General features: G+C 67.0%; 27 protein-coding genes. 14 read left to right on the top strand and 13 right to left on the bottom strand.

Annotated elements, in window-relative coordinates:
• Positions 1–128: 128 nt before the first annotated feature.
• Both CXY91_RS24390 and CXY91_RS24385 read right to left on the bottom strand, forming a co-directional pair.
• On the bottom strand, positions 129–1040 hold the full coding sequence (locus CXY91_RS24390; protein WP_100964110.1) for a pyridoxamine 5'-phosphate oxidase family protein: 912 nt from the start codon (positions 1038–1040) through the stop codon (positions 129–131).
• A 4-nt stretch (positions 1041–1044) separates the two neighbouring features.
• The gene (locus CXY91_RS24385; RefSeq protein WP_091839336.1) at positions 1045–1668 is read right to left on the bottom strand and encodes a glutathione S-transferase family protein; all 624 of its coding nucleotides are present in this window, start codon (positions 1666–1668) and stop codon (positions 1045–1047) included.
• Between the two features lie 97 nt (positions 1669–1765).
• On the opposite strand from CXY91_RS24385, the gene CXY91_RS24380 reads away from it, so the two are divergent.
• Positions 1766–2668, top strand: coding sequence for a LysR family transcriptional regulator (locus CXY91_RS24380; protein WP_100964265.1), 903 nt, complete (start codon positions 1766–1768; stop codon positions 2666–2668).
• An 8-nt stretch (positions 2669–2676) separates the two neighbouring features.
• Here the strand turns inward: CXY91_RS24380 and CXY91_RS24375 are convergent, their stop codons facing one another.
• A complete protein-coding gene (locus CXY91_RS24375) occupies positions 2677–3600 on the bottom strand; it encodes a transcriptional regulator GcvA (RefSeq protein ID WP_091839340.1) in 924 nt (307 codons plus the stop codon).
• A gap of 105 nt (positions 3601–3705) precedes the next feature.
• Between CXY91_RS24375 and CXY91_RS24370 the strand changes: the two genes are divergently transcribed.
• A complete protein-coding gene (locus CXY91_RS24370; RefSeq protein WP_100964108.1) occupies positions 3706–3927 on the top strand; it encodes a DUF1127 domain-containing protein in 222 nt (73 codons plus the stop codon).
• Positions 3928–4118: 191 nt separating this feature from the next.
• Here the strand turns inward: CXY91_RS24370 and CXY91_RS24365 are convergent, their stop codons facing one another.
• From CXY91_RS24365 to CXY91_RS24350, 4 genes are all read right to left on the bottom strand, one after another.
• Positions 4119–5483, bottom strand: coding sequence for an ATP-binding protein (locus CXY91_RS24365; protein WP_100964264.1), 1365 nt, complete (start codon positions 5481–5483; stop codon positions 4119–4121).
• A gap of 89 nt (positions 5484–5572) precedes the next feature.
• A complete protein-coding gene (locus tag CXY91_RS24360; RefSeq protein WP_091839347.1) occupies positions 5573–6298 on the bottom strand; it encodes a response regulator in 726 nt (241 codons plus the stop codon).
• 170 nt (positions 6299–6468) lie between these two features.
• Complete coding sequence (locus CXY91_RS24355; protein WP_158673570.1) at positions 6469–6981, bottom strand: hypothetical protein; 513 nt, start codon at positions 6979–6981, stop codon at positions 6469–6471.
• Between the two features lie 23 nt (positions 6982–7004).
• Positions 7005–7517, bottom strand: coding sequence for a MarR family winged helix-turn-helix transcriptional regulator (locus tag CXY91_RS24350; protein WP_465246893.1), 513 nt, complete (start codon positions 7515–7517; stop codon positions 7005–7007).
• Positions 7518–7697: 180 nt separating this feature from the next.
• Between CXY91_RS24350 and CXY91_RS24345 the strand changes: the two genes are divergently transcribed.
• The 5 genes from CXY91_RS24345 (at position 7698) to CXY91_RS24325 (ending at position 11439) form a co-directional block, all read left to right on the top strand.
• Positions 7698–8588 carry a branched-chain amino acid aminotransferase gene (locus CXY91_RS24345; protein WP_100964102.1) on the top strand — a complete coding sequence of 297 codons (891 nt, stop codon included), beginning with the start codon at positions 7698–7700 and terminating at the stop codon, positions 8586–8588.
• Positions 8589–8807: 219 nt separating this feature from the next.
• Positions 8808–9266: a hypothetical protein gene (locus tag CXY91_RS24340; RefSeq protein ID WP_100964100.1), complete on the top strand. Its 459-nt coding sequence runs from the start codon at positions 8808–8810 to the stop codon at positions 9264–9266.
• 13 nt (positions 9267–9279) lie between these two features.
• Positions 9280–9948 (top strand): ribonuclease T2 family protein, encoded by a 669-nt coding sequence (locus CXY91_RS24335; protein ID WP_100964097.1) that lies wholly within the window; start codon positions 9280–9282, stop codon positions 9946–9948.
• Between the two features lie 4 nt (positions 9949–9952).
• Positions 9953–10804 carry a 23S rRNA (adenine(2030)-N(6))-methyltransferase RlmJ gene (locus tag CXY91_RS24330; RefSeq protein ID WP_100964095.1) on the top strand — a complete coding sequence of 284 codons (852 nt, stop codon included), beginning with the start codon at positions 9953–9955 and terminating at the stop codon, positions 10802–10804.
• A gap of 32 nt (positions 10805–10836) precedes the next feature.
• Positions 10837–11439, top strand: a complete 603-nt coding sequence (locus CXY91_RS24325) for a glutathione S-transferase (RefSeq protein ID WP_199777551.1) — start codon at positions 10837–10839, stop codon at positions 11437–11439.
• 224 nt (positions 11440–11663) lie between these two features.
• On the opposite strand, the gene CXY91_RS24320 is transcribed toward CXY91_RS24325, so the two are convergent.
• Positions 11664–12335: an outer membrane protein gene (locus CXY91_RS24320; RefSeq protein ID WP_100964093.1), complete on the bottom strand. Its 672-nt coding sequence runs from the start codon at positions 12333–12335 to the stop codon at positions 11664–11666.
• 370 nt (positions 12336–12705) lie between these two features.
• Here CXY91_RS24320 and CXY91_RS24315 point away from each other — a divergent pair, with 370 nt between their 5' ends.
• Positions 12706–13506 (top strand): glycosyltransferase family 2 protein, encoded by an 801-nt coding sequence (locus CXY91_RS24315; RefSeq protein WP_100964091.1) that lies wholly within the window; start codon positions 12706–12708, stop codon positions 13504–13506.
• Positions 13499–14245, top strand: coding sequence for an SDR family oxidoreductase (locus CXY91_RS24310; protein ID WP_248307618.1), 747 nt, complete (start codon positions 13499–13501; stop codon positions 14243–14245). The genes CXY91_RS24315 and CXY91_RS24310 overlap by 8 nt, the downstream gene beginning before the upstream one ends.
• Positions 14246–14296: 51 nt before the next feature.
• Here CXY91_RS24310 and CXY91_RS24305 read toward each other — a convergent pair whose 3' ends face one another.
• The 5 genes from CXY91_RS24305 to CXY91_RS24285 all read right to left on the bottom strand — a co-directional run bounded on the left by CXY91_RS24305 (position 14297) and on the right by CXY91_RS24285 (position 18098).
• Positions 14297–14584, bottom strand: coding sequence for a hypothetical protein (locus tag CXY91_RS24305; protein WP_100964260.1), 288 nt, complete (start codon positions 14582–14584; stop codon positions 14297–14299).
• A gap of 165 nt (positions 14585–14749) precedes the next feature.
• On the bottom strand, positions 14750–15514 hold the full coding sequence (gene pgeF / locus CXY91_RS24300) for a peptidoglycan editing factor PgeF (RefSeq protein WP_100964087.1): 765 nt from the start codon (positions 15512–15514) through the stop codon (positions 14750–14752).
• Between the two features lie 16 nt (positions 15515–15530).
• On the bottom strand, positions 15531–16634 hold the full coding sequence (locus CXY91_RS24295) for a class I SAM-dependent methyltransferase (RefSeq protein WP_199777550.1): 1104 nt from the start codon (positions 16632–16634) through the stop codon (positions 15531–15533).
• A complete protein-coding gene (lgt, locus tag CXY91_RS24290) occupies positions 16631–17455 on the bottom strand; it encodes a prolipoprotein diacylglyceryl transferase (RefSeq protein ID WP_100964085.1) in 825 nt (274 codons plus the stop codon). The genes CXY91_RS24295 and lgt overlap by 4 nt, the downstream gene beginning before the upstream one ends.
• A gap of 76 nt (positions 17456–17531) precedes the next feature.
• Complete coding sequence (locus CXY91_RS24285; RefSeq protein WP_100964083.1) at positions 17532–18098, bottom strand: hypothetical protein; 567 nt, start codon at positions 18096–18098, stop codon at positions 17532–17534.
• Between the two features lie 149 nt (positions 18099–18247).
• Between CXY91_RS24285 and uvrC the strand changes: the two genes are divergently transcribed.
• From uvrC to CXY91_RS24260, 5 genes are read left to right on the top strand one after another with little or no spacing between them, the layout of a single operon-like run.
• Positions 18248–20401 (top strand): excinuclease ABC subunit UvrC, encoded by a 2154-nt coding sequence (uvrC, locus tag CXY91_RS24280; protein ID WP_100964256.1) that lies wholly within the window; start codon positions 18248–18250, stop codon positions 20399–20401.
• Between the two features lie 57 nt (positions 20402–20458).
• Positions 20459–21079 (top strand): CDP-diacylglycerol--glycerol-3-phosphate 3-phosphatidyltransferase, encoded by a 621-nt coding sequence (pgsA, locus tag CXY91_RS24275; protein ID WP_244544068.1) that lies wholly within the window; start codon positions 20459–20461, stop codon positions 21077–21079.
• A gap of 26 nt (positions 21080–21105) precedes the next feature.
• Positions 21106–21357, top strand: coding sequence for a molybdopterin converting factor subunit 1 (moaD, locus tag CXY91_RS24270; protein ID WP_091842978.1), 252 nt, complete (start codon positions 21106–21108; stop codon positions 21355–21357).
• 16 nt (positions 21358–21373) lie between these two features.
• On the top strand, positions 21374–21838 hold the full coding sequence (locus CXY91_RS24265; protein WP_100964081.1) for a molybdenum cofactor biosynthesis protein MoaE: 465 nt from the start codon (positions 21374–21376) through the stop codon (positions 21836–21838).
• A gap of 37 nt (positions 21839–21875) precedes the next feature.
• On the top strand, positions 21876–22898 hold the full coding sequence (locus CXY91_RS24260) for a DUF1176 domain-containing protein (RefSeq protein WP_158673569.1): 1023 nt from the start codon (positions 21876–21878) through the stop codon (positions 22896–22898).
• The last annotated feature ends 340 nt before the right edge of the window (positions 22899–23238 follow it).

The raw sequence follows: 23238 nt of genomic DNA, 5'->3' as shown, positions 1-23238 counted from the left end.
GCGCCGATCCGGGATCCATTCCTGAGCCTTTCCGATTGAGGTTCCGGAATGGGTCCCGGGTCTACGCTGCGCTCCGCCCGGGACAACCGCGCCTTCTTTAGTAAAGCAGGTAGAAGCCCGTTACTCGCTCAGGCGGCGCGATCCTGACGCCAGCTTCCCGTCGTAAGCGTGGTCGGCGCCGGTTCCGGCTCACTCCAGCGCAAAGGCAGGGTGGCCTTGCGCCGCCAGGCCCGCGTGACCTCGACCTTCAGCAGGCGCTTGGCGCCGTCAATGCCGGCCAGTTCCGGTCCGGTCCAAACGACCTCCGCCACGCCCTGCAGTTGCAGCAGGTCGCCCTTGGCGAAGTCGATGAAGAGCAGGGACGTCGCCGGCTCGCGCAGCAGATTGCCGAAGGTGTTGAAATAGCTGTTGCCGGCGAAGTCCGGCATGCTCAGCCGGTTGCCTGCGATCCGGACGAAGCCTGGCCTGCCCCCGCGATGCGACATATCAAGGCCGCTCTCCGAGCCGCTGGCGATGAAGAGCGTGTCCGCCTCCGTCATCAGGGCGCTGGCTGCCGGGTCGAGGCCGCCGAGTTCTTCGACTGCGGGAGCAGACGCTGATGCGGGCTCGTGCTGCCGGAGCTGGATGTATTTGGCGCAATTGCCGAAGCTCTGATCCACCGCGATCGTCAGGCCGTGTCCGTCACGCCCGCTGATCACACCATTGGCGCGGTTGCGCCTGCGGGTGCGCAGATCGAGCCCGAGGAGGCCGACCGATGCGCCCACACTCAGCGCGGCATCGGCCGGATCGCCCGAAGCGGGCAGGGCGGCGATCGCGAGTTCGTTCGGCGTCGGGCTGGTGACGAAGCCTTCCGGGCCGGTGAGGATCGTCGCGATCGGCTTGCCCTGAGCATCGCGCCCCGCCGCGAAGAGATAGGGCAGCAGCGCGAAGAAGTCGCGATGCTGGTCCGGCATGAAGTCGCGGATGCCGGTTCCGCGCGAACTCTCGCCGGCGAGCGCCTGCGCCTCCAGTTCGCCGTCATGGAAGGGCGAGGCGTCCATCGTCTCAGGCCTTCACTGGAATGGGCGAGGGCGGGATCGGCTTGAAGAAGGGCAGGGCCTCGACGCGCCTGAGCCAGGCCTGCACCGCCGGATAGGGATCGAGCGGGATGCCGCCCTCCGGGGCATGCGCGACATAGGAATAGCAGGCGAGGTCAGCGAGCGTTGGATGCTCGGCGGCGAGGAAGCTGCGACCCTTGAGATGTTCCTCCATGAACGCGAGCAACCGCGAGGCGACGCGCTCGGCCCTGACCGGATCGTCGTCGTATTTGAACTGCGCGATCAGCCGGGCGACCGCCGGGCCGTGCATGACCTCGCCGGCGGCAATCGAAAGCCAGCGCTGCACCTGCGCCGCTGCCACCGGCTCCTGCGGAAGCCAGTCGCTCTCCGGCGCGTAGCGCCTGGCCAGATACACCAGGATGGCGTTGCTGTCGGCCAAGGTGAGGTCGCCGTCCTGCAGGACCGGGATCTGGCCGAACGGGTTGAGCTTGCGGAAAGCATCGCTGCGACGGACGTCCGCTGGTGCCGGCACGACATCGAAGTCCAGCCCGAGCGCACGCAGCAGCAATTCCACACGGTGGGTATGGCCCGAGAGGGCAGTGCCGTGCAGCGTGATCTTGGCTTGGGTCATCAGGGCCTCGCGGTGGTGCTGCTCCAATCTGATTGTTTCAACTTGGCGTCGATAGCTGATAGGTTGGCAAATCAGAATTTCGAATGATGGAATGATCATGGATCGGCTCGACGAGCTCGCCATCTTCGTCGCGATCATCGACACCGGCAGCCTCGCCGGCGCGGCGCGCCAGCTCAGGCGTTCGCGTCCGGCGGTGACGCGGGCGCTGGCGGCGCTGGAGGAGCGGGCCGGCGTCAGGCTGATCGCGCGCACGACGCGGCAATTGATGGCGACCGAGGCGGGACGGGAGTTGGCCGCCGCGGCCCGCAACATCCTCGCGGAGTATGAGGCCTCGCTCTCGGGCGTGACGGCGGCACCGATGCGCGGCCTGATCCGGATCACGGCGCCGACCGCCTTCGGCCGGCGCCACGTCACGCCGGTGGTCGCCGAGTTCCTAGACCTGCATCCGGAGATCCAGATCGAGCTGGTGCTGGCAGACCGCAATCTCGACCTGATCGAGGAGGGGCTGCATCTGGCAGTCCGCATCGGCGCGCTGCCGAGCTCGCGGCTGGTCGCCCGCAAGGTCGGCGAGGTCAGACGCGTGCTGGTCGCGGCGCCGGCCTATCTGGAGCGCCGCGGCACGCCGCAGCGACCGGCCGACCTCGCCGGCCATGACACCATCGTCAGCATCGCCGCCGGCCAGAGCATGCTCTGGCGCTTCGCCGGCGATGCGCGCAGCGCGACAGTGCAGGTCACGCCGCGCCTGATCGTCAACGAGATCGAAGCGGTGCTGATCGCGGCGCGCTCCGGCCGCGGTCTGGCGCGGGCGCTATCCTATCAGGCCGCGCCCGATATCGCGGCCGGCACACTCGTGCGGGTCATGCGCGAATGGGAGCCTGCTGCCTCGCCGGTGCAACTCGTCGTGCCGAGCGGGCAGCACCTCCAGCCCAAGGTCCGAGCTTTCCTCGATTTCGCCGCGGCAAGGCTGCAGCAGCTTCCGGTGATCAGGCCCGGGAGCTGAGCTCAGGCTCAGCGCAGCGTCGCATGCTGGGCCGCCTCCTCATGGATCCAGCGGCGGAAGGCCGCGATCGCAGGCCGCTCTGCCACGGCCTCGGGGCACACGACATAGTACTGGTAAGCGCCGGGCAATTGCTGCGGGAAGGGGCGCACCAGGCGGCCGGCTTCGAGATAGTCGCCGATCAGGGCGCTGGTTGCGAGCGCGATGCCCTGGCCGGAAGAAGCAGCCTGCAGGGCAAGGAAGGTATGTGAGAAGCGGGGGCCGTGCGAGGCGTCGATATCGTCGACGCCGGCATAGGCGAGCCATTGCGGCCAGGTCACATATTTCGGGATGCCTTCGGCAAGCTCGTGCAGCAGGGTGTGGTGGCGCAGATCCGATGGTTCGCGCAGCGGCCGGTCGGGATCGTCGAGCAGGGCCGCATTGCAGACGGGGAAGAAAGTCTCCGTCATCAGCAGCTCGGAATGCAGCCCGGTATAGGCGCCTTCGCCATAGCGAATTGCGATGTCGACATCCTCGCGAGCGAAGTCGGTGAGATGCATCGATACCGAGATGCGCACCTCCAGCTCGGGGTGGCGCTGCTTGAGCACGCCGAGGCGCGGTATCAGCCAGCTCAGCGCGAAACTCGGCATGGTGCTGACCGTGAGGATGTTGGCGGTGTCGGGCCGCAAGGCTCGCGCGGTGGCCTCGTCGAGCTGATCGAGTATCTGCGAGATCGACGTCGCATAGCGCTGGCCGAGCGGCGTCAGCGCGATGCCCTTGCTCGGCAGCCGGGTGAAGAGCGGGCGCTGGAGCCAGGCCTCGAGGGTCTTGACCTGCTGGCCGACGGCGCTGGCGGTGACGGCGAGCTCGTCGCCCGCCCGCTCATAGTTGAGGTGCCGTGAGGCAGCCTCGAACGCGCGCAGCGACGTCAGGGGCGGCAGGTGGCGGCGGGACATTGGGTGGCCAAGTTTTGCTTGGGCTGAGGCAAAGAAGTTCTCATTTGCTTCCAAGGCCTGCAAGCCCCAAATTTCCTGCCAGTAACGAGATCAAAGGAGGCCGTCATGCCGGCCGGAGCCACCACAGAAAATCTTTCGCTTTCGACGTCGCACCATGCTCATGGGCTCGCCGGGCTGTTCCTGCGTTTCGAGGGTTGGCTGACGGCGCGGGCCAGCGCCCGGGCGCTCTACCGCATGGACGACGTGGCGCTTCACGACATCGCCCTCTCCCGCAGCGACGTCGAGCGGGTGAACAGCTGCGCCCGCAAGGCCTTGTGGAGCCACTGAACCACCGCCCGTCATTCCGGGGCACGCCGGAGGCGTGAGCCCGGGACCCGTGAACACGATGCTGCCGGAAGGGTGCGGTGACGGCCGCGTCCATATTGTGGTGGCAGGTGTTCATGGGTTCCGGGCTCTTTGCTGTGCAAAGCCCCGGAAAGACAGTGCGGTTACGCGAGCCGCCTGTGCAAGCCGCACGCTCAGACCGGCAGCCTGACCGTGGCGCGCAGGCCGCCGAGCGGCGACTCGCCCAGCATGATGTCGCCACCATGCGAGCGGGCGATGTCGCGCGCGATGGCGAGGCCAAGGCCGGTGCCGCCGCCGTCGACGTTGCGGGCCTCGTCGGCGCGGAAAAATGGCTTGAACACGTCTTCGCGCAACTCGGGCGGGATGCCCGGGCCGTCATCGTCGACCATGACGATCAGATAGCGCGCGTCATGGGTTGCGCGGATGGCGATGCGGTCGCCGAAGCGCGCGGCATTCGAAACCAGATTGGTGAGCAGGCGCCGGATCGCGTCGGGCCGGACGACGACAAGCGGGTCCCCGACCACGGTGAGCTCGGTCTGGTGATCCTGGCGTTCGGCATCGGCCTTGAGCGTCTCCAGCAAGGCGCGGATATCGGTCTCGACCGGTGCCTCGCCGGCATCGCCACGCGCGAAAGCGAGATAATCCTCGAGCATGCGGCTCATCTCGTCGACATCCTTCTCGAGCGCCTCGAGATCTGGCGACTTGTCGAGAAGGGCAAGAGAGAGCTTGAACCGCGTCAGGATGGTGCGCAGATCGTGGCTGACGCCGTTCAGCATCATGGTGCGCTCGCCGATCGAGCGTTCGACGCGCCGCTTCATCTCGATGAAGGCATTGCCGGCGCGGCGGACTTCGCGTGCGCCGCGCGGCCGGAAATCGGCGTCGCGGCCCTTGCCGAAGGCTTCGGCGGCGTCGGCTAGACGCAGGATCGGCCGGATCTGATTGCGCAGGAACAGCACTGCGATGGTGAGCAGGATCAGCGAGGTGCCGATCATCCAGAGCAGGAAGATGTGGCTGTTCGAGGCATAGGCCTGGCTGCGCCGGGTCAGCACCCGCATCACATCCTTGCCGATCTTGATCCGGATCTCGATCAGGCTCGAGCGGCCGACCGTGTCGAGCCAGAAGGGCCGCTTGACCTGTTGGGCGAGCTCGGCCGAGAGCGCACTGTCGAGCAGCGAGAAGAAGGGGCGGGTGCCGGGCGCTGGCAGGTCGGTATCGGGCAGGATCTCGACATCCATGCCGAGCCGCTCCTCGGCGATGCGGCCGATCACCGTCGCCTGGTCGTCCTGCGGATAGCTCTCATAGACGTCGATCAGCGTCGCGATCTCCGACGAGACGGCCGAGGACAGGCGCTGCGTCACCGTCTGCCAGTGCCGCTCCATGAAGACATATGCGATGACCGATTGCAGCAGCACCACCGGCGCGATGACGATGACGAGGGCGCGCGGATAGAGCCCCTTGGGCATGATGCGCGCGACCGGGCGCAGCCAGCGCTCCGGCAGGCGCCGGAGCGGCGTTATCGCGGCGGAGAGTGCCGACATGCCCTTGCCGCTGGCGATGCGCAGCTTCGCCAGCGTCCGCGCGGCGAGCGGGACGAGGCGACGCCTGAGCGAAGCGTCGGCCATGCCGGTCAGGTCCTGTCGACGACGAGGCGGTAGCCGATGCCGCGCACGGTCTGGAGATAAAGCGGGTCGGCGGGGTCGCGCTCGATCTTGCGGCGCAGCCGGTTGATCTGCACGTCGATGGTGCGGTCGTTGGCGGCGGAGCCCTGGTTGGCCAGCTGCTCGCGCGGCACATGCTCGCCGGCGCGTTCGGCCAATGTGGTCAGGATCTCACGCTCGCGCTCGGTCAGGCGGATCGACTCCTCGCCCTGGCGCAGTTCGCCGCGGGCGAGGCCGTAGATGAAGGGGCCGAAGCGGACATAGTCGGGCCGCATCGGCGCAGACGGCGCCTCGGGCTGGGCGTTGCGCTTGAGGACATTGCCGAGGCGCAGGATCAGCTCGCGCGGCTCGAAGGGCTTTGAGAGATAGTCGTCGACGCCGATCTCCAGGCCGTTGATGCGGTCGTTCGAATCGGCGCGGGCGGTCAACATCAGGATCGGCACCTGCGAGCTCTTGCGCAGGCGGCGGGCGAAGTCGAAGCCGTTCTCCCCGGGCATCATCACGTCGAGCACCATGGCGTCGAAGACGAGATGGCCGAGGCGATTATCGGCGTCAGCGGCGTTGGCAGCGGTGGTGACGCGGTAGCCATGGTCGCCGAGAAAGCGCGCCAACAGGTCGCGCAGGCGGCGATCGTCATCGACAACCAGGATATGAGGGGCCTCGTCAGGCACTGGCTTGAGCACGCTGGCCGCCATCTGAGCTCCTTTTTCCGCCTCCGGCACCGGCCGATGCGCCACTGCCTTCGCATCAGGATAGCATAGGCCGCCCGAACTCAGGCCCGCGCCTGGGGAGGTCCCGGATAACATTGTCTAACGTTCTGCAACGCGTATGGCGTGCCTGGCCTGCCGCCGGACGCGACCTGCTCTCACCGGCCGGCCTTGCCGAAGGTCACGCCCCGGTCGGTGACCTTGAGGCTGAAGCGGCCGCGGCCGGTCGGACTGGCGCGGGAATCGTTCGGGCCGAGGACCGTGCCGGTATAGGCGATGACGCCCTGGCCGAACTGGACCTGGCGGGGCTCCATGCCGACCGTCTCATCGACGCGGCCGACCGGCATCCAGCGGCCACCGGCCTCCCTGAACACGATCGCCATCTGGTTCATTGCGTTGCCGGTCTGGTCGTACTGATAGCTGACGAAGGCGACGGCATGGGGCGTCGGATCATTCTTGAAGCTGCCATGGAACAGGCTGGCATCGCTGGCAGTATCGATGATCCGGCAAGTCTCCTCGCCCTTCTGCGTATAGCAGGGGATGCGGGTCTGCTTGAGATAGCGGGTCACGCTCTCGGCGGCGGGGCCCTTGAGGTTGCCGGTCACGTCCTGCGCTGCCGCTGCTGTGACGAAGCCCGTCATGGCGGCGAAGCCGAAGAGAATCCTGCGCATCGTCATCCTGTGTCGTCGTCTCGTCACCGCGGCCCGGCGAGCGCGTCCTGCACCTTCCTGCGCTCGGATGGGTCGATCAAGCCCGCGAGGTAGCGTGCGACGATCTCGCCCGCCTCAGGTCCGACCTGGGCGAGCGCGCCGTTGATGCGCCTGCCCTGCAGCTGCGCCAGCCTGACGGCGAGCTCGCGGCCGGCCTGGGTGGCGTAGAGGTTGCGCTGGCGCTTGTCCTGCGTGCCCGTGCGCGACTCGACGAAGCCGGTCTCGACCAGCTCCTTCAGGACGCGGTTGAGGCTCTGCTTGGTGATCTGCAGGATGTCGAGGAGCTCGGCGATGGTCAGCCCCGGCCGGCGCTCGACGAAATGCAGCACGCGGTGATGGGCGCGGCCGAAGCCGTAATCGGCGAGGATGCGGTCGGGATCGCCGACGAAGTCGCGATAGGCGAAGAAGAACAGCTCGATCAACTCGTAAGGCACTGAGTTATCAGGCGCCTCGGATGGGACGGCAGACGCTGGATGCAATACGGGTGTGCTCACCATCACGCTCATTTTTTATGTCAGCCTTGTTGACATATCTCAGACGTAAGATTACCGGTCAAGCACGCGGGGCGACCGATTATGTCGCAAGTGCCGGTCTCGGCGCAGCATAGATACCGCGCTTGCACGCCTTTCCGGCCTGTGGCGGAGTGGCGGCAAGAAAAGCACCTGGAGGACTGTATCATGTCTGTCATTCCTTTCGACCAGCGCGACGGCGTCATCTGGTTCGACGGCAAGCTCGTGCCGTGGAAGGAGGCCAAGGTGCACGTACTCACCCATGGCCTGCACTATGGCTCCTGCGTTTTCGAGGGCGAGCGCGCCTATGACGGCGTGATCTACAAGTGCACCGAGCACTCGCAGCGCCTGCACAAGTCGGCCGAGATCATGGATTTCACGATCCCGTATTCGGTCGCGGAGATCGACGCCGCCAAGTATCTCTGCCTGAAGGAGAACGGCCTCAAGGACGCCTATCTGCGCCCGGTCGCCTGGCGCGGCTCGGAAATGATGGCGGTCTCGGGCATGAACAACACCATCCACACGGCGATCGCGGTGTGGGAGTGGCCGAGCATGTTCGACATGGCGCAGAAGCTGAAGGGCGTGCGGCTCGATCTCGCCGAATACCGCCGGCCCGATCCGGCCTGCGCGCCGGTCCACGCCAAGGCGGCGGGGCTCTACATGATCTGCTCGCTCTCCAAGCACAAGGCCGAGCGCGCCGGTTATGCCGATGCGATGATGCTCGACTGGGAAGGCAATGTCGCCGAGTGCACCGGCGCCAACATCTTCTTCATCAAGGACGGCGTGGTCCACACCCCGCTTGCCGACCGCTTCCTTAACGGCATCACCCGACAGTCGGTGATCGACCTGTGCCGGAAGCGCGGCTTCGAGGTGGTCGAGCGCCGCATCCGGCCGGAAGAGCTCGAAGGCTTCGCCGAGTGCTTTATCACCGGCTCGGCTGCCGAGGTGACGCTGGTCTCCGAGATCGGCCCCTACAAGTTTGTCACCGGCAATATGGGCAAGGTGATCATGGAAGACTATTCGGACGAGGTCCGGCAGGCTTCCAAGGTTGCGGCCTGAGTCATATCTCTTCATCGCCATGCTCGCCGTCCTGCGAGCATGGCGACTTCGCGACAGATCGCTGATACCGTGTCCGGGCTCCGCCCTGGCGGCGCATCCGGCACGATCGAAATACCACAGAGGCCGCTCGACAGGCGGTGCGAGCGCTCCGCCGCCTTGACCGGGACCGGCCCCGTCGCCATCGTGATGGCAGCTGACTCTTCCCCGCACGAGGCCCCCATGCGCCGGGTTTCCCTTCTCTCCACCCTTGCAGCCGCGCTCTGCCTGAGCGGCCTGTCCGCCCAAGCGGCAGGCGGACGTTACGTCCATCCCGCCGACCGGGCGGAAGAGCGCATCATCCCGATGTATGGCAATCTGCCGGCCTGCGAGGATCCGGCGGTGCTCGGCGAGATCACCAGCCGCTTCAATTCGCGCGAGGCCAAGTTCTGGGGCCCGTTGCAGGCGGTCACCTTCGACCGCGTCCAGCCGATCGCCTGGCGTCCCTGGGGCGATGATTTCATCCCGCGCCGCTTCTGTACCGCGCGCGTCCTGACCAATGACGGCGTGCTGCGGCGGGTCGACTATTCGGTGCGCGAAAATCTCGGCCTGTTCGGCTACACTTGGAACGTCAACTGGTGCGTCTCAGGGCTCGATCGCCACCGCTCCTATGCTCCCGATTGCAAGATGGCCCGTCCCTGATCAAAGCGCAGCTATGCGACTGAAGCGAATCGCCGCCGGCCTGCTTGCCTTCTGCGCGCTCGGCGGCACCGCCCTGGCGCAAGGCCGCCATGATCGCGGCGGTACACCGGGCGATTTCGATTTCTACGTCCTGGCCCTGTCCTGGTCGCCGGGCTTCTGCGAGATCGACGGCGGGCGCGGACGCAATCGCGAGCAATGCGCTCCCGGCGCCAATCTCGGCTTCGTCGTGCACGGCCTTTGGCCGCAATATGAGCGGGGATTTCCAAGCGATTGCGGCCCTTCCGGCCGAAGCCCGTCGCGCATGGCGATGGATCAGGCCGAGGGCCTGTTCCCGACCGAAAGTCTCGCGCGCTATCAGTGGCGCAAGCACGGCACCTGCTCCGGCTCAAGCCCGTCCGACTATTTCGCCGATGTCCGCCGCGCCCGGGAGAAGGTCAAGCTTCCGCCGGCGCTGGCGAGCGTCGACAGCGAGCGGAGCTGGACGGTGCTCGACCTCGAACGGGCCTTCGTCGACGCCAATCCTGGCTTGCGCACCGACATGATGTCGGTTTCCTGCCGGCGCGGCGTGCTGGAGGAGGTGCGCATCTGCTTCAGCAAGGACCTGCGCGGCTTCCGCAGCTGCGGCGAGGTCGATCGTTCCGGCTGCCGCGCCCGCGATTTCCGCGTCAACGCGATCCGCTGACGAGATGAACTACCGCCACGGTTTCCATGCCGGCAATTTCGCCGATGTGCTCAAGCATGTCGTGCTGATGCGCGTGCTCACGCATCTCAACGCCAAGGACAAGCCGTGGCGCGTGATCGACACCCATGCCGGTGCCGGCCGCTATGATCTCGGCTCCGAGGAGGCGCTGAAGACCCATGAATGGCGCGACGGCGTCGCGCGGCTCGACCAGGCGCCGCTCGCGCCGCAGGTTGAGGCACTGCTGAAACCCTGGCGCGAGGCGCTCTCGGCTGCACGCAGCCGGTACGGCGCTGAGACCTATCCGGGCTCGCCGTGGCTTTGCCGCCATGCCATGCGCGCGGATGACCGGCTGATCGCGGCCGAACTGCATGAGAATACCTTCCGCAAGCTGAGCCAGGCACTCGGCCGCGACGAGCGCTGCAAGGCGCTCGAGATCGACGGCTGGACCGCGCTGCGGGCCAATGTCCCGCCCAAGGAGCGGCGCGGCCTCGTCCTGATCGACCCGCCTTTCGAGGAGAAGGACGAGTTTGCGACGCTCGCCGCCGAGTTCATCGCGGCGCATCGCAAATGGCCGACCGGCATCTACGCGCTCTGGTATCCGATCAAGGAAGAGCGTGCAGTCGAAGGTCTGCTCGATTCGATGCTCGATGCTGGCATCGGCCGGCTGCTCCGGATGGAGATCGACGTCGATCGCCCCGACGCTGCCGGTGGCCTGAGCGCAACCGGGATGCTCCTGGTCAATCCGCCCTGGCTGCTGGCTCAGGAGGCGGAGATCCTGCTGCCGGCTCTGTGCGAACGCCTCGCGCAGGGGCCGCGCCCGCGCTATCGCTGCGAGGCGATTCGTCCCGACGGCTGACCGCTCGTCCTGCCAACCCGAAGGCTGCACCGATGCTGATCCTGCGCTCCTCCCCGACCTCGCCCTTCGGCCGCAAGGTCAAGATCGCCATTGCCGAGCTCGGGCTGGAGGGGCGGGTCGAGGTGGTGCCGGCCGACACCAACGATCCGGCGGAATCGCTGCGACGCCAGAATCCGCTCGGCAAGGTCCCGACCCTGGTGTTCGAGGATGGCTCGACGCTGTTCGATTCCCGGGTGATCATCGAATACCTCGATCACCTCGTCGGCGGCGACAGGCTCTTCCCGGCCGGGCAGGCGCGTTTCGCGCAACTGCGCCTGCAGGCGCTCGCCGACGGCATCTGCGATGCCGGGCTGCTGCAGGTCTACGAGGTTCGTCTGCGCCCGGCCGAGATGCGTAGCCAAGCCTGGACCGAGAACCAGGCCGGCAAGATCGCCCGGGCGCTGGCCACACTCGAAGCCGCGCCGCCCGCTTACGAGCGCCCACGCATCGGCGAGATCGCGCTCGCCTGCGCTCTCGGCTATCTCGATCTGCGCTTCGACGGAGCCTGGCGCGCCGATCATCCGGCTTTGGTCGCCTGGCTCGACGGCTTCGCCGCCAAGGTGCCGGCTTTCGAGACGACACGCTTCAAGGGCTAGCGCTCGCCTAATCAGCTTGTGTCGTGATTCCGGATCAGCGGCGGATCCGCGCAGCTCCGGAAATCTTCGTAGGTCGCTGAACCCCAGGATGGATTCTGGCGTTCCGTTTCGCTGCGGCTGAATTGGCCCTGCAGCTTACCCAGAACGATGTTCCAACGCGTCAAGACAACAAAAAACCCGGTGGCCTAGGCCACCGGGTTCGTTCCGTCTCCGGGAGGAGAAAATCAGAACTTGTAGCTGAGGCGGGCGCGGACCACCGAGAAGTCCGTGCTGACCTTGTCGCCGCCATTGAAGACGCGCTTGTCGCCGAGGTCGACGTAGAGGTACTCGACGCCGCCGACCAGGTTGTTGGTGAAGGCGTACTCGACGCCGCCGCCGACGGTCCAGCCGGTGTGGGTGTTCGAGTCCGAGTTCAGGCCGTTGATGGTCACGCCCGGGACAAGGGTGGTCTTCACGTTGCCGTAGGCAAGACCAGCGGTGACGTAGGGCAGGAACCGGTCGAAGGCGAAGCCGACGCGACCGCGGACGGTGCCGAACCACTCGGTCTTGCCTTCGCTGACGATGCCGAGGCCGGCGAAGCTCGGGCCAGCCTTCAGGTCAGCGCCCTGGAAGTCGGCTTCGACGCCGAGGACGATCTGGCCGAGCTGGTAGTTGTAGCCGATCTGGCCACCGCCGACGAAGCCGTCGAGATCGCCGAAGGCGCTGACGCCACGCGAGTCCATGTTGCCCCAGCCGTAGCCGGCGTTGGCACCGACGTAGAAGCCGGTCCAGGTGAAGGCAGGAACGTAAACCGGAGCAACGACCGGGCCCTTGCGGCTCGGCAGGTCGGCAGCGGAGGCAGCGCCGGCAGCGATGAGGCCGAGGGCCGCAACGCCCGAAAGCAGATACTTCTTCATGACAAACTCCTTAGTCATCGTATTCCCGGCGCTGGCCGGCGGGTGATTTCAGTAGCCTCGTTATAAGGCAGGTGACGGGCCGTGTCTGTTGCGGCGAGAACACATGTGCTGGTCAGACCGAGGCGAAATTGCGGCACGATCCGGAACAGGCAAGGCATATTGATCAATTTCGGTTAGTCTTTGTTAAGGCAGTGTGAATTGGCTAACCGAATACTAACGCAACGGCAGCGACTACGGGCCACGATCACATAATCGCCTGGATCGGCTTTTGGTTCCCTCGCAAGTGCAGCCCCGTCATGCGCCGACTGCTTGCAGGCCGCTCCGACCCATGCTTTAGCCGACTGGCCCCGCCTTTCCCGCCGAGACCTGCGTGCCACCGCTTTCGATCTTCATCATCGCGCGCGACGAAGCCGACCGCATCGGGCGCACGATCGCTGCCATCCGCGGCCTCAGCGACGACATCGTCGTGATCGATTCCGGCTCGACCGACGGCACCCAGGATATCGCCATGAATCTGGGCGCACGCGTGATCGAGCGTGGCTGGCCGGGCTATGGACCGCAGAAGCGCTTCGCCGAGGAGCAATGCCGCCATCCCTGGCTGCTCAACCTCGACGCCGATGAGGTGACGCCGCCGGAGCTCGTCGCAGAGATTGCCGCGCTGTTCGCCGAGGGCCAGCCGGCCTGCGACGCCTATCGCCTGCGCATCGCCGAGATCTTCCCGGGAGAGGGTGCGCCGCACCGCTTCGCCTATGCGCTCTCGCCGGTCCGTCTCTATCGGGCCGACAAGGGGCGCTATTCGCCGTCGCCGGTGCATGACCGTGTCGACCTTGCGCCAGGCGCGCGCGTCGGCAAGCTCAAGGGCACGATCCATCATTATTCGGTGCGTTCGCTCGGCGAGCAGATGCAGAAGCTCAATGCCTACAGCGATGCGCAGGCAGATGATCTCGACGCGCGCGGCGAGACGCTGTCCGTCTTCCGCCTGGTCGCGGAATTTCCAGCGAACTTCATCAAGGCCTATATCGGGCGGCGTCACATGCTGCGCGGGGTCTATGGCTTCATGACCGCGATGAACTACGCCTTCTACCGCTATCTGCGCGTCGCCAAGCATTGGGAGCGCCGGCTCCAGCGTCGCAGCGTCCGCGGCAACGGCAATGGAGGCCCCGGTGGCTGAGGTCGCCCTCGTCACCGGCGGGGCAAGGCGCATCGGCCGCGCCATTGTCCTGCGCCTGGCCAAGGCCGGCTATGCGGTCGCGGTCCACTGCAACAGCTCGCGCACCGAGGCGCTGGCACTGGTGGACGAGATCGGCGCGGCAGGCGGCCGGGCCCATGTCGTCGTCGCCGACCTCGTCGATCCCGCGGCGGTCGAGCGGATCGTGCCGGAGGCGGAAGCCGCGCTCGGTCCCGTCAGCCTGCTCGTCAACAGCGCCTCGAGTTTCCTGGTCGACGACCTCACGGCACTGGATGTGCCCACCTGGAATCGCCAGTTCTCGATCAATCTGCGGGCGCCCTCGGTTCTTGCCGGGGCAATGGCGAATCGCCTGCCGGCGGACTGCCTGGGCGCGATCGTCAACATCGTCGACCAGCGCGTCTGGAAGCTGACGCCGCAATATTATTCCTACACGCTGACCAAGGCGGCGCTGCTCACGGCGACGACGACGATGGCGCAGGCGCTGGCGCCGCGCATCCGGGTCAACGCGGTCGGGCCGGGCCCGACCTTCGCGAATCCGCATGACGGCGAAGCGCGGCTGGCGGCGGAGGTCGGCGGCACGCCGCTCGGGCGCAAGGTCGAGGGGGACGACGTCGCCGAGGCCGTGCTCTATCTGGCGCGCGCCAAAGCGATCACCGGCCAGATGATCGCGGTCGATGCCGGCCAGCACATTGCCTGGCGCACGCCCGACATCGTGGACTGATCCTGTCGCAAGGGGAGCCGCCGCCGGGGCGGCAGCTCCGAGGTGGAAGGATCAGGCCGCGGCCTTGTTCTCGATGGCGCCGATGATCGCGGTGAGGATGGCACCACCGGCGCCGCCGCTGATCAGGTTGGTGATGACGCCGCCGACGCTGAGATTGCCGCCCATCGCCGCAGCCGAAATCGCAGGCAACACGATGGGAATGAGCTGCCCGAGTACGCCGCCGCCAACCAGGCCGGCGATGGTGTTGCCGATGCTACCGATATCAAAGGTAGGAGAGGCCTTGCTGGCCGCATTGCCACCGATCGCGCCTGCGACCAGGTTCATCAGGATCTGTTCCATGTTCAACCCCTCAGCCAAGGTGGATGGCAAAGGGAGGATGCGCCTGCGCCAGAATGCATGCAACTCGAACTCGCCGGAAAGCCAATCCTGCAACGCGACGTTGCGGGGGGGCTTGGCCACCGGAATCGTCATCGGCTCTCTTTGACAGACCGGTTCGAGCGGGATTCAGCCGAGCGCGATCGCCGAGATCAGTCGCCCGTAATCGGCCTCCTGCCGGTGAGTCGTGCGGCGGTAGCTGTAGAAGCGCGCCTCGTCGCCATAGGTGCACAGGGCCATGTTGTAGAAGCGGCCGATACCCGCCTCCTGCGCGCGATGGGCGATGAAGGCCGGCAAATCGAACATTGCATGTGCCGGCCGCTCGGAAGCGTGGAAGAAGCGGGAGAAGGTCGCGTTCTCGCCCTTGAAGCGCTCGATGAACTCCGGGCCGACTTCGTAAGCCGCAGCGCTGATCGTCGGGCCGAGCACGGCGATGATCCGCTCGCGCCTGGCGCCGAGCTTCTCCATCTCGGTCACGGTGGCGCCGATCACGCCGGTGAAGGCGCCCTTCCAGCCGGAATGGGCGGCGCCGATCACGCCGGCTTCCGAGTCGGCGAACAGGATCGGGCCGCAATCGGCGGTGGAGATGCCGAGCGCGACGCCATGCGCGATCGTGACCATCGCATCGGCCTTGGGCCGCTCCCCTGGCCAGGGGCCGGTGACCACGGCCACATCCGGCGAATGCACCTGGTGGACGCTGACCAGCCGGTCGCGCTCGACGCCCATCTGCCTAGCCATGCGGGCGCGATTCTCGGCGATATGGGCCTGGTCGTCATTCGAGCCGAGCCCGCCGTTCAGCGAGGCGTAGATCCCGCCGGAAACGCCGCCCTCCCGGGTGAAGAAGGCGTGGCGAATACCGGGTTGTTGGGCGAGCTCGGGCGAGGTGATGAACATGGCGGTGCATCCATTCTCAGGGGCGGCCCTGCTCTGGCAGGCGATGAAGGTCAAATCCGGGCAGCAGCGGCAGTTTCGGGTCAGCCACCGCCAGCACCTTGAAGAGCTCGCCCATCGCCGCCGGCCCGGTCTCGATCAGACGTTCGATTCCGCTGGCGAGGGTCTCGAACTGTGCCGGCGTCGCGCGGCGGGACAGCGCCTCGAAGCGCTGCTGCAGCCCGAGCGCCAACAGGAAGTCGCGCTGCGTGACCGGGCCGTGCGCCGCCGCTCCGGCCGCGAGCCCCGTCTGCGCCATCCGGGCGAAGTCGACATGGACTGTGAGGTCGGCATCGCCCGGCTCGGCCAGCACGTCGACGAAGGCATGGCGCTTCAGCGCCTGCAGCGTATCGCCGAAGCCGGAGCGGGCCGGGCCGTAATCGATGAACAACCCGGTACCGCCTGCGGTTGCGACATGGCGGGCGATGGCCGCGACCGCTTCCAATGCGGCGGTGGGCTGTTCCAGCACGGAGCCGACCGGAGCAACGCCCGAAAGCGAGTTGTCGGTCTCTCCCGCCAAGCCGAATGCGAGCCCGCCTTCGTCATCCACCCCGACCAGCCGCTCGCGCCAGCCCTCCGGCGTGCGCACGAACTGGTCGAGCGGCAATGCGTCGAGGAACTCATTGGCGACGACGATCGCTGGGCCGTCCAGCGCCTGGTCGATCCGATCATGCCAGTGCGGCTGCGCTACGCTCGCAACCAGCGCCTCTCTTTGCCGCTCGCGCAGCACCGGGCTCATCTCGACCAGATGAACCGAGAGCGCTTCGCGAAAGGCCGGCAGCGCCCCCGCCGCCCGCAGCATGTCCTGCATCAGCGTGCCGCGCCCCGGCCCGAGCTCGACCAGGCGGATCGAGGCCGGCGCACCCATCGCCTGCCAGACGCTCGCGGCCCAGAGACCGATCAGTTCGCCGAAGACCTGGCTGATCTCGGGTGCGGTGGTGAAGTCCCCGGCGGCGCCGAACGGGTCCTGCTTCATATAGTAGCCGTGGCGGGGATGGCCGAGGCAGAACGCCATGTAGCGGGAGACGCCGAGCGGTCCCTCCTGGCGGATCAGCTCCGCGAGTTCCTGCGCCAGGAGGCTCACGCTTCAGCCGGCTCCTTGCGCCGCAGGACGAGGACGAGGCCGGCGAGGAAGAGCGGCGCCGACAGCACCATGCCCATGGTCAGCCAGCTCGTCCCGAACAGGAAGCCGAGCTGCGGATCGGGCTCGCGGAAGAACTCACAGGTGGTGCGGGCAATGCCATAGCCCATGCCGAAGAGCCCGGCGACGAGACCCGGCCGCCTCAACCCGCCCATCTTGACCACGATCATCAGCAGCACCAGCAGGAGCAGGCCTTCGCTGAACGCCTCGTAGAGCTGGCTCGGATGGCGTGGCACCGGGCCGCCATGCGGAAACACGATCGCCCAGGGCACGTCCGGCGCCGGCCGGCCCCAGAGTTCGCCATTGACGAAATTGGCGATGCGGCCGAGGAACAGGCCGATCGGCGCCACCGCAGCACCCAGATCGAGCGCCGAGAGCGGCGGGTAGCCGCGCCTGATGGCGAAGACCCACAGGCCGGCCGCAGCGCCGACGAGCCCGCCATGGAAGGACATGCCGCCCTTCCAGACCGCGAAGATCTCCAGCGGATTGGCGAGGTACTCGCCGAGATTATAGAACAGCACGAAGCCGAGCCGGCCACCGATCACGACGCCGAGCGCAGCGAACAGCAGGAAATCGTCGAGCGAATCGACCTCGGGCCGCCTGCGTCCTCCCCAGAGCGCCTCGGCCGCGGCGAGCTTGCGCGCATACCACCAGCCGCCGAGCAGGCCGACGACATAGGCGAGCCCGTACCATTTGATCGAGAGCGGGCCGAGCTGCAGCGCGACCGGGTCGATCACCGGAAAGGGGAGGGCGAAGACGGGCATGGGCGAGGGGTCCGGGTTGCGCGCTGCGGTGATGCAAGCGGCACGGCATCCCGGTCAAGAGGTCAGAGAGCCGCGCTCAGGCCCGGCCACGTGCCCGTGCCTCCGCCAGCATCGGCTCTCCGTCGAGTTCCGGCGAGGCCGGCGGCAAGTCCGTCGGCAGATGGTCCCGGATCATCAAGGCGAGCTCGTCGAAGCCGTTGTCATAGGTCGAGATGCGCAGGCGCGGCCCGTCGAAGGAGGAGATCCAGAGATAGCTCGACCAGTCCACACCGATCCGCGCAAGCTCGTTCCAACTCAGCGAGATCACTCGGCCGGTGACCGTCCGGCGCTCGACGCGCTCGCCGTTCCAGCGCACCTGCTCGATCAGGGCGCTGGCGGCGAGGAAGAGGGTGAGGCCGGCGGAGGCACTGGTGAAGAGCAGGCCGGAGGTCCGATCGACGCGCTCGCCCCAGACCACCAGTGTCGCGACGGCGGTGACGAGGAGGCCGGAGAACAGGCCGAGCCAGAGATACGGGCCGGGCGTCAGATAGCGCCATTCGCCATGCCGCCGCGCCCGCCGCCGCTGCAGACAGACGCAAAGCGCGGTGATCGCCATGAAGGCCGGGACGAACAATGCAGCCTTTACGAGCCAATCGACAGCCATGGTGTGATCTCGAAGGGAGCGAAGGCCTGCTTCTACCGCACCTTGCAGGTCACCCGAAGCGCAACCCTTCGGAATGGCGAATGAGACGTTGCCGAATTCCGCCGCGCTCCTGACATGACGAAGCGGCTGCGGCATCCTACATGCAGGTCATGAATCGCGAACGCCAAGAGCCACCGGAGCAAGAGCTGCCGGACGACGACTTCAAGGACGAGGAGGACATCCTTCCCCCGCCCGAAGCGGGGCTCGACCTCGGCGAAGCCGCCCCCAGCGCGCTCAAGGCCGGCATCGAGGTGATCGCCGACTTCGCCAAGCACCTGCCGAACCGGCCCGGCGTCTACCGGATGTTCGATCGCGCCGGCGAGGTGCTCTATGTCGGCAAGGCCAAGAGCCTGAAGAACCGGGTCACGGCTTATGCCCGCGGCATGGCGCACACCAATGCCGTGGCGCGCATGATCGCCGAGACGGCGAACATGGAGTTCGTCACCACCGGCACCGAGACCGAGGCGCTGCTGCTCGAATCGAACCTGATCAAGCAGCTGCGGCCGCGCTACAACGTGCTGCTGCGCGACGACAAATCCTTCCCCTACATCTTCCTGTCCGGCGACCATCCGGCGCCGCAGATCGCCAAGCATCGCGGCTCGCGCCAGCGCAAGGGCGACTATTTCGGCCCCTTCGCCTCGGTCTGGGCGGTCGAGCGCACGATCGACGCGCTGCAGAAGGCGTTTCTGCTGCGCTCCTGCTCGGACAGCTATTACGAGAACCGCACGCGGCCCTGTCTGCTCTTCCAGATCAAGCGCTGCTCCGGTCCCTGCACCGGCGAGATCTCGCACGGCGACTATCAGGGCCTCGCCGACCAGGCGCGCGCCTTCCTCTCCGGCCGCTCCTCGGCGGTGAAGGAATTGCTCTCCAGGCGCATGCAGGCGGCGGCCGAGGAGCTCGAATTCGAGAAGGCGGCGCGCTACCGCGACCGGCTGGCGGCGCTCTCGGCCGTGCAGGCCGGGCAGGACATCAACACGCAAGGGGTCGAGGAGGCCGACGTCTTCGCCATCGACGAGCAGGCGGGGCAGTTCTGCGTCGAGATCTTCTTCTTCCGCAACAAGCAGAACTGGGGCAATCGCGCGCTCTTCCCGCGCGCCGACAAGAGCCTGACCCCGGCCGAGGTGCTCGCTTCCGTCGTCACCCAGTTCTACGACGACAAGCCGCCGCCGAAGCTGGTGCTGCTCTCGCATGATTTGGCTGAGGCCGACCTGATCGCGCAGGCCCTGTGTGAGCGCGCCGGCCGCAAGGTCGAGCTAGCGACGCCCAAGCGCGGCGAGCGGCGCGATCTCGTCGCCCATGCCCAGAAGAACGCGCATGAGGCGCTCGCCCGCAAGCTCGCCGACAGCGCCGGCCAGCAGAGCCTGCTCAACGCGCTCGGCACCGCCTTCGGCCTCGAGAGAGCACCACGCCGCGTCGAGGTCTACGACAACTCGCACATCATGGGCACCAACGCTGTCGGCGGCATGGTCGTCGCCGGGCGGGACGGCTTCATGAAGAGCCATTACCGCACCTTCAATATCTCGTCCGACACCATCGCAGGCGACGATTTCGGCATGATGCGCGAGGTGCTGAAGCGGCGGTTCACACGGCTGGCGAAGGAGAGCGGGACGGCTTCGACCTTGCCGGACGAGGCGCGGGAGCCTTCTCCCCTTGTGGCAGAGGGGGGGATCGCACCCGCGAACGCTCCTGAGCCCAGCCCACCAGATGTCGAGGGTGGCATGCCCCCCTCTCTGGCTCTTCCCCGCAAGCAGGGAGAGGAAGCCCCTCTTTCGGCAGTATCAGAGCCCGTCGAACCCGACGACTCAACCTTCCCGTCGCGCCCCGACCTCGTCATCGTCGACGGCGGCAAGGGGCAGTTCGAGGCTGCCCGCAAGATCATGGCCGAATGCGGGGTTACTGACATCGCGCTCGTCGCCATCGCCAAGGGCGAAGACCGCAACGCCATGCGCGAGACCTTCTTCATGGCCGGCAAGGAGCCGTTCAAGCTGCCGCCGCGCGATCCGGCCCTGTTCTTCATCCAGCGCCTGCGCGACGAGGCCCACCGCTTCGCCATCGGAACGCATCGCGCCAAGCGCAAGCGCGACATCAAGACCAACCCGCTCGACGAGATTCCGGGCATCGGCCCGTCGCGCAAACGGGCACTGCTGCTGCATTTCGGCACGGTGAAGGCGATCCAGCGCGCCAAGCTCGACGACCTGATGCGGACCCCCGGCGTCAACGCCGCGACGGCGAAGGCGGTGCATGCCCACTTCCATGAGCATTGAGCGGAATGGCGGGGTCACACTCTTGCGTGTTGACGCTGTCATGAAGGGGCTGCTTTGGTGAGCGTCGTGACGAGTCTCAACGAAGCCATCCGCCGCCGGGGACCATGGTCCCTGCCGAACCTTCTCACCTACGGCCGGATCGTCGCGATTCCGGCGCTGGTTGCGCTGCTGTTCTGGCCCTGGGACGACTGGGCCCGCTGGACGGCGCTGGGAATCTATGTCGTCGCCGCTGTCACCGATTATCTCGACGGCTGGCTCGCCCGCAGCTGGGGCCAGCAATCGGCGATCGGGCGCATGCTCGATCCGATCGCCGACAAGCTTCTGGTCTGCGCCCTGCTGCTGATGCTGGTCCACACCGAGACGATCAAGGGCTGGGCGATCTGGGCGGCGATCGTCATCCTTTGCCGCGAAATCCTGGTTTCGGGCCTGCGCGAGTTCCTGGCCGAGCTGAAGGTCAGCGTTCCCGTCAGCAAGGTCGCCAAATACAAGACCACGGCGCAGTTGTTCGCGCTCGGCTTTCTCGTCGCCGGCCCGGCCGGGGACAAGGTCCTGCCGTACAACACCCAGATCGGGATCGTGATGCTGTGGGTCGCGGCGCTGCTGACGATCTATACCGGCTGGGACTACCTGAATTCCGGCATCCGCCATCTCGTCGAGGAGGACGAGCGCGCGTCATGACCATGGCAACCGCCGAACCCGCCAGCCTGAAGCTGGTCTATTTCGCCTGGGTGCGCGAGCGCGTCGGGCTCACCGATGAAACCGTGACGCCGCCCGCCGGCACGGCGACCATCGCCGACCTTGTGCGCTGGCTGAAAAGCCGCGGCGAGGGCTATGAGCTCGCCTTCGAGAACGAATCGATCGTGCGTGCAGCGATCGACCAGACTCATGCCAAGCCGGCCACGACCATCGCCGGCGCCCGCGAGATCGCCTTCTTCCCGCCGATGACCGGCGGCTGACCTTGCAGGGCCGGACATGACGCCGCTCGTCCGCATCCAGCGCGAGGATTTCGACATCGGCGCCGAGATGGCCGCGCTGACCTCAGACAATACGAATATCGGCGCTGTCGTCAGCTTCGCCGGCCTCTGCCGCGACGAGAGCGGCCGGCTCGCGGCGCTTGAGCTGGAACACTATCCGGGGATGGCCGAGGCCGAGATCGCCCGAGTCGCCGCCGAGGCGGCCGAGCGCTGGCCGCTCTCGGGTCTCGTCGCCATCCATCGCTATGGGCTGATCAGGCCGGGCGAGCAGATCGTGCTGGTCATCGCGGCCTCCAGCCATCGCCGCGAGGCCTTCGAGGCGGCCGATTTCCTGATGGATTATCTCAAGACCCGCGCCCCGTTCTGGAAGCGCGAGCATCTCGCCGACGGCACGCTCGGCGGCTGGGTCGAAGCCAAGGCGGATGACGACGATGCGGCACAGCGCTGGGAACAGGGTTCCTGATCGGGTGAGGGCGCTCGCTTCGGGGAGCGCGCTCGCCATGCTGCCGGCGCTGGCCTTGGCGGCTGTGCCTCAGCCGAAGGGCTTCCGCGACTGGATGGCCGGCTGCGACAATCTCAAGAGCTGCACGGCGCTGTCCGTGCCCTCCGACGGCACCGACACGATCGCCTATCTGCGTCTGGAGCGCCCGGCTGGGCCGGAAGGGGCTGCCAAATTGGTCCTGCGGCTGCGCGGGGAATGGCAGAAGCCGCCGCTCACCGTCGAGCTCAAGCTCGATGGCGCGGCCTTCCCGGCCGGCGGCAAATCCATGCCGGTCGCGGCCGATGCCGACCTGGCGACGGTGACCTTCCAGCCGGCGGAGACGACAGCATTCATCGATGCGGCGCGCAAGGCGACGAAACTGTCGGTCGCCGTTCCCGGCGCTACGGCCGAGGTTTCGCTCTCCGGCGCCGTCGCGACGCTGCTCTGGATCGACGAGCAGCAGGGCAGGCTCAGTACGCCCACGGCCCTGATCCGGAAGGGCAGCGTCGGAACTGCCCCGGCCGCTCCGGCGATGCCGGTGATCACGGCCAGGCCCGCCAGCGGTGCCCTCTCGGAGAAGGATGCCAAGGCGCTTGCGGCGGCCTTGCGCAGGCAGATCAAGCAGCGCGATCCCGACCAGTGCGAAGATGGCGAGATGACCACGAAGCAGGACATTGCCTGGCGGCTCGATGCCAGGCGCAGCCTGGTCTCGCTGACCTGCTCGCTCGGCGCCTACAATGCCTCCAACGCCTTCTGGATCGTCGAGAACGGTGCCGTGGCGAGCGCCCGGCCCGTCGAGTTCCCCTGGACCGACGACAGCGAGAAGAACACGCTGGTCAATGGCGCGTTCGAGCCGAAGACCGGCCGCATCGAGTATTTCGCCAAGGGGCGCGGCATCGGCGATTGCGGCGCCCTGGGCGGCTATGCCTGGACCGGCACCGGCTTCGCCCTGACCGGGTTCAGCATGATGGGCGAATGCCGCGGCATCGGCTCGGACGACTGGATCACGCTGTTTCGCAGCGAGGTCAGGACCGCGAAATAGGCGCTCGGACCTATTCCTTCGCCCTCGTCATTCCGGCGCTCCGCTTCGCTGCGACCGAGATGACGGAGCTCTTTTTTGAACAGGTAGCGCATAGGGGCTCGGCGCTGCAGGCCGCCCCGAATGACGGCGCGGTTCATCACCATGGGACGGCGCGTGGACTAGTCTGAAAAGATGGCGCCGAAGAGGGCAAGAAAAAAGGCCGGCGTCCCGAAGGAGCCGGCCTGAAAGTTTGAAACATCCAGCGCAAAAGCGCCAAACATCTCAGAGGGGAACGGCTGGAACGAACTCAACGCCGGGAGGAGATGCGGAGCCCGTTCCGAACAACCGTGGGCTGAATATC

This window comes from Allobosea sp. FBZP-16, assembly GCF_002831785.1.
GTDB lineage: Bacteria > Pseudomonadota > Alphaproteobacteria > Rhizobiales > Beijerinckiaceae > Allobosea > Allobosea lupini.
This window is presented reverse-complemented; position numbering and strand designations above follow the sequence as displayed.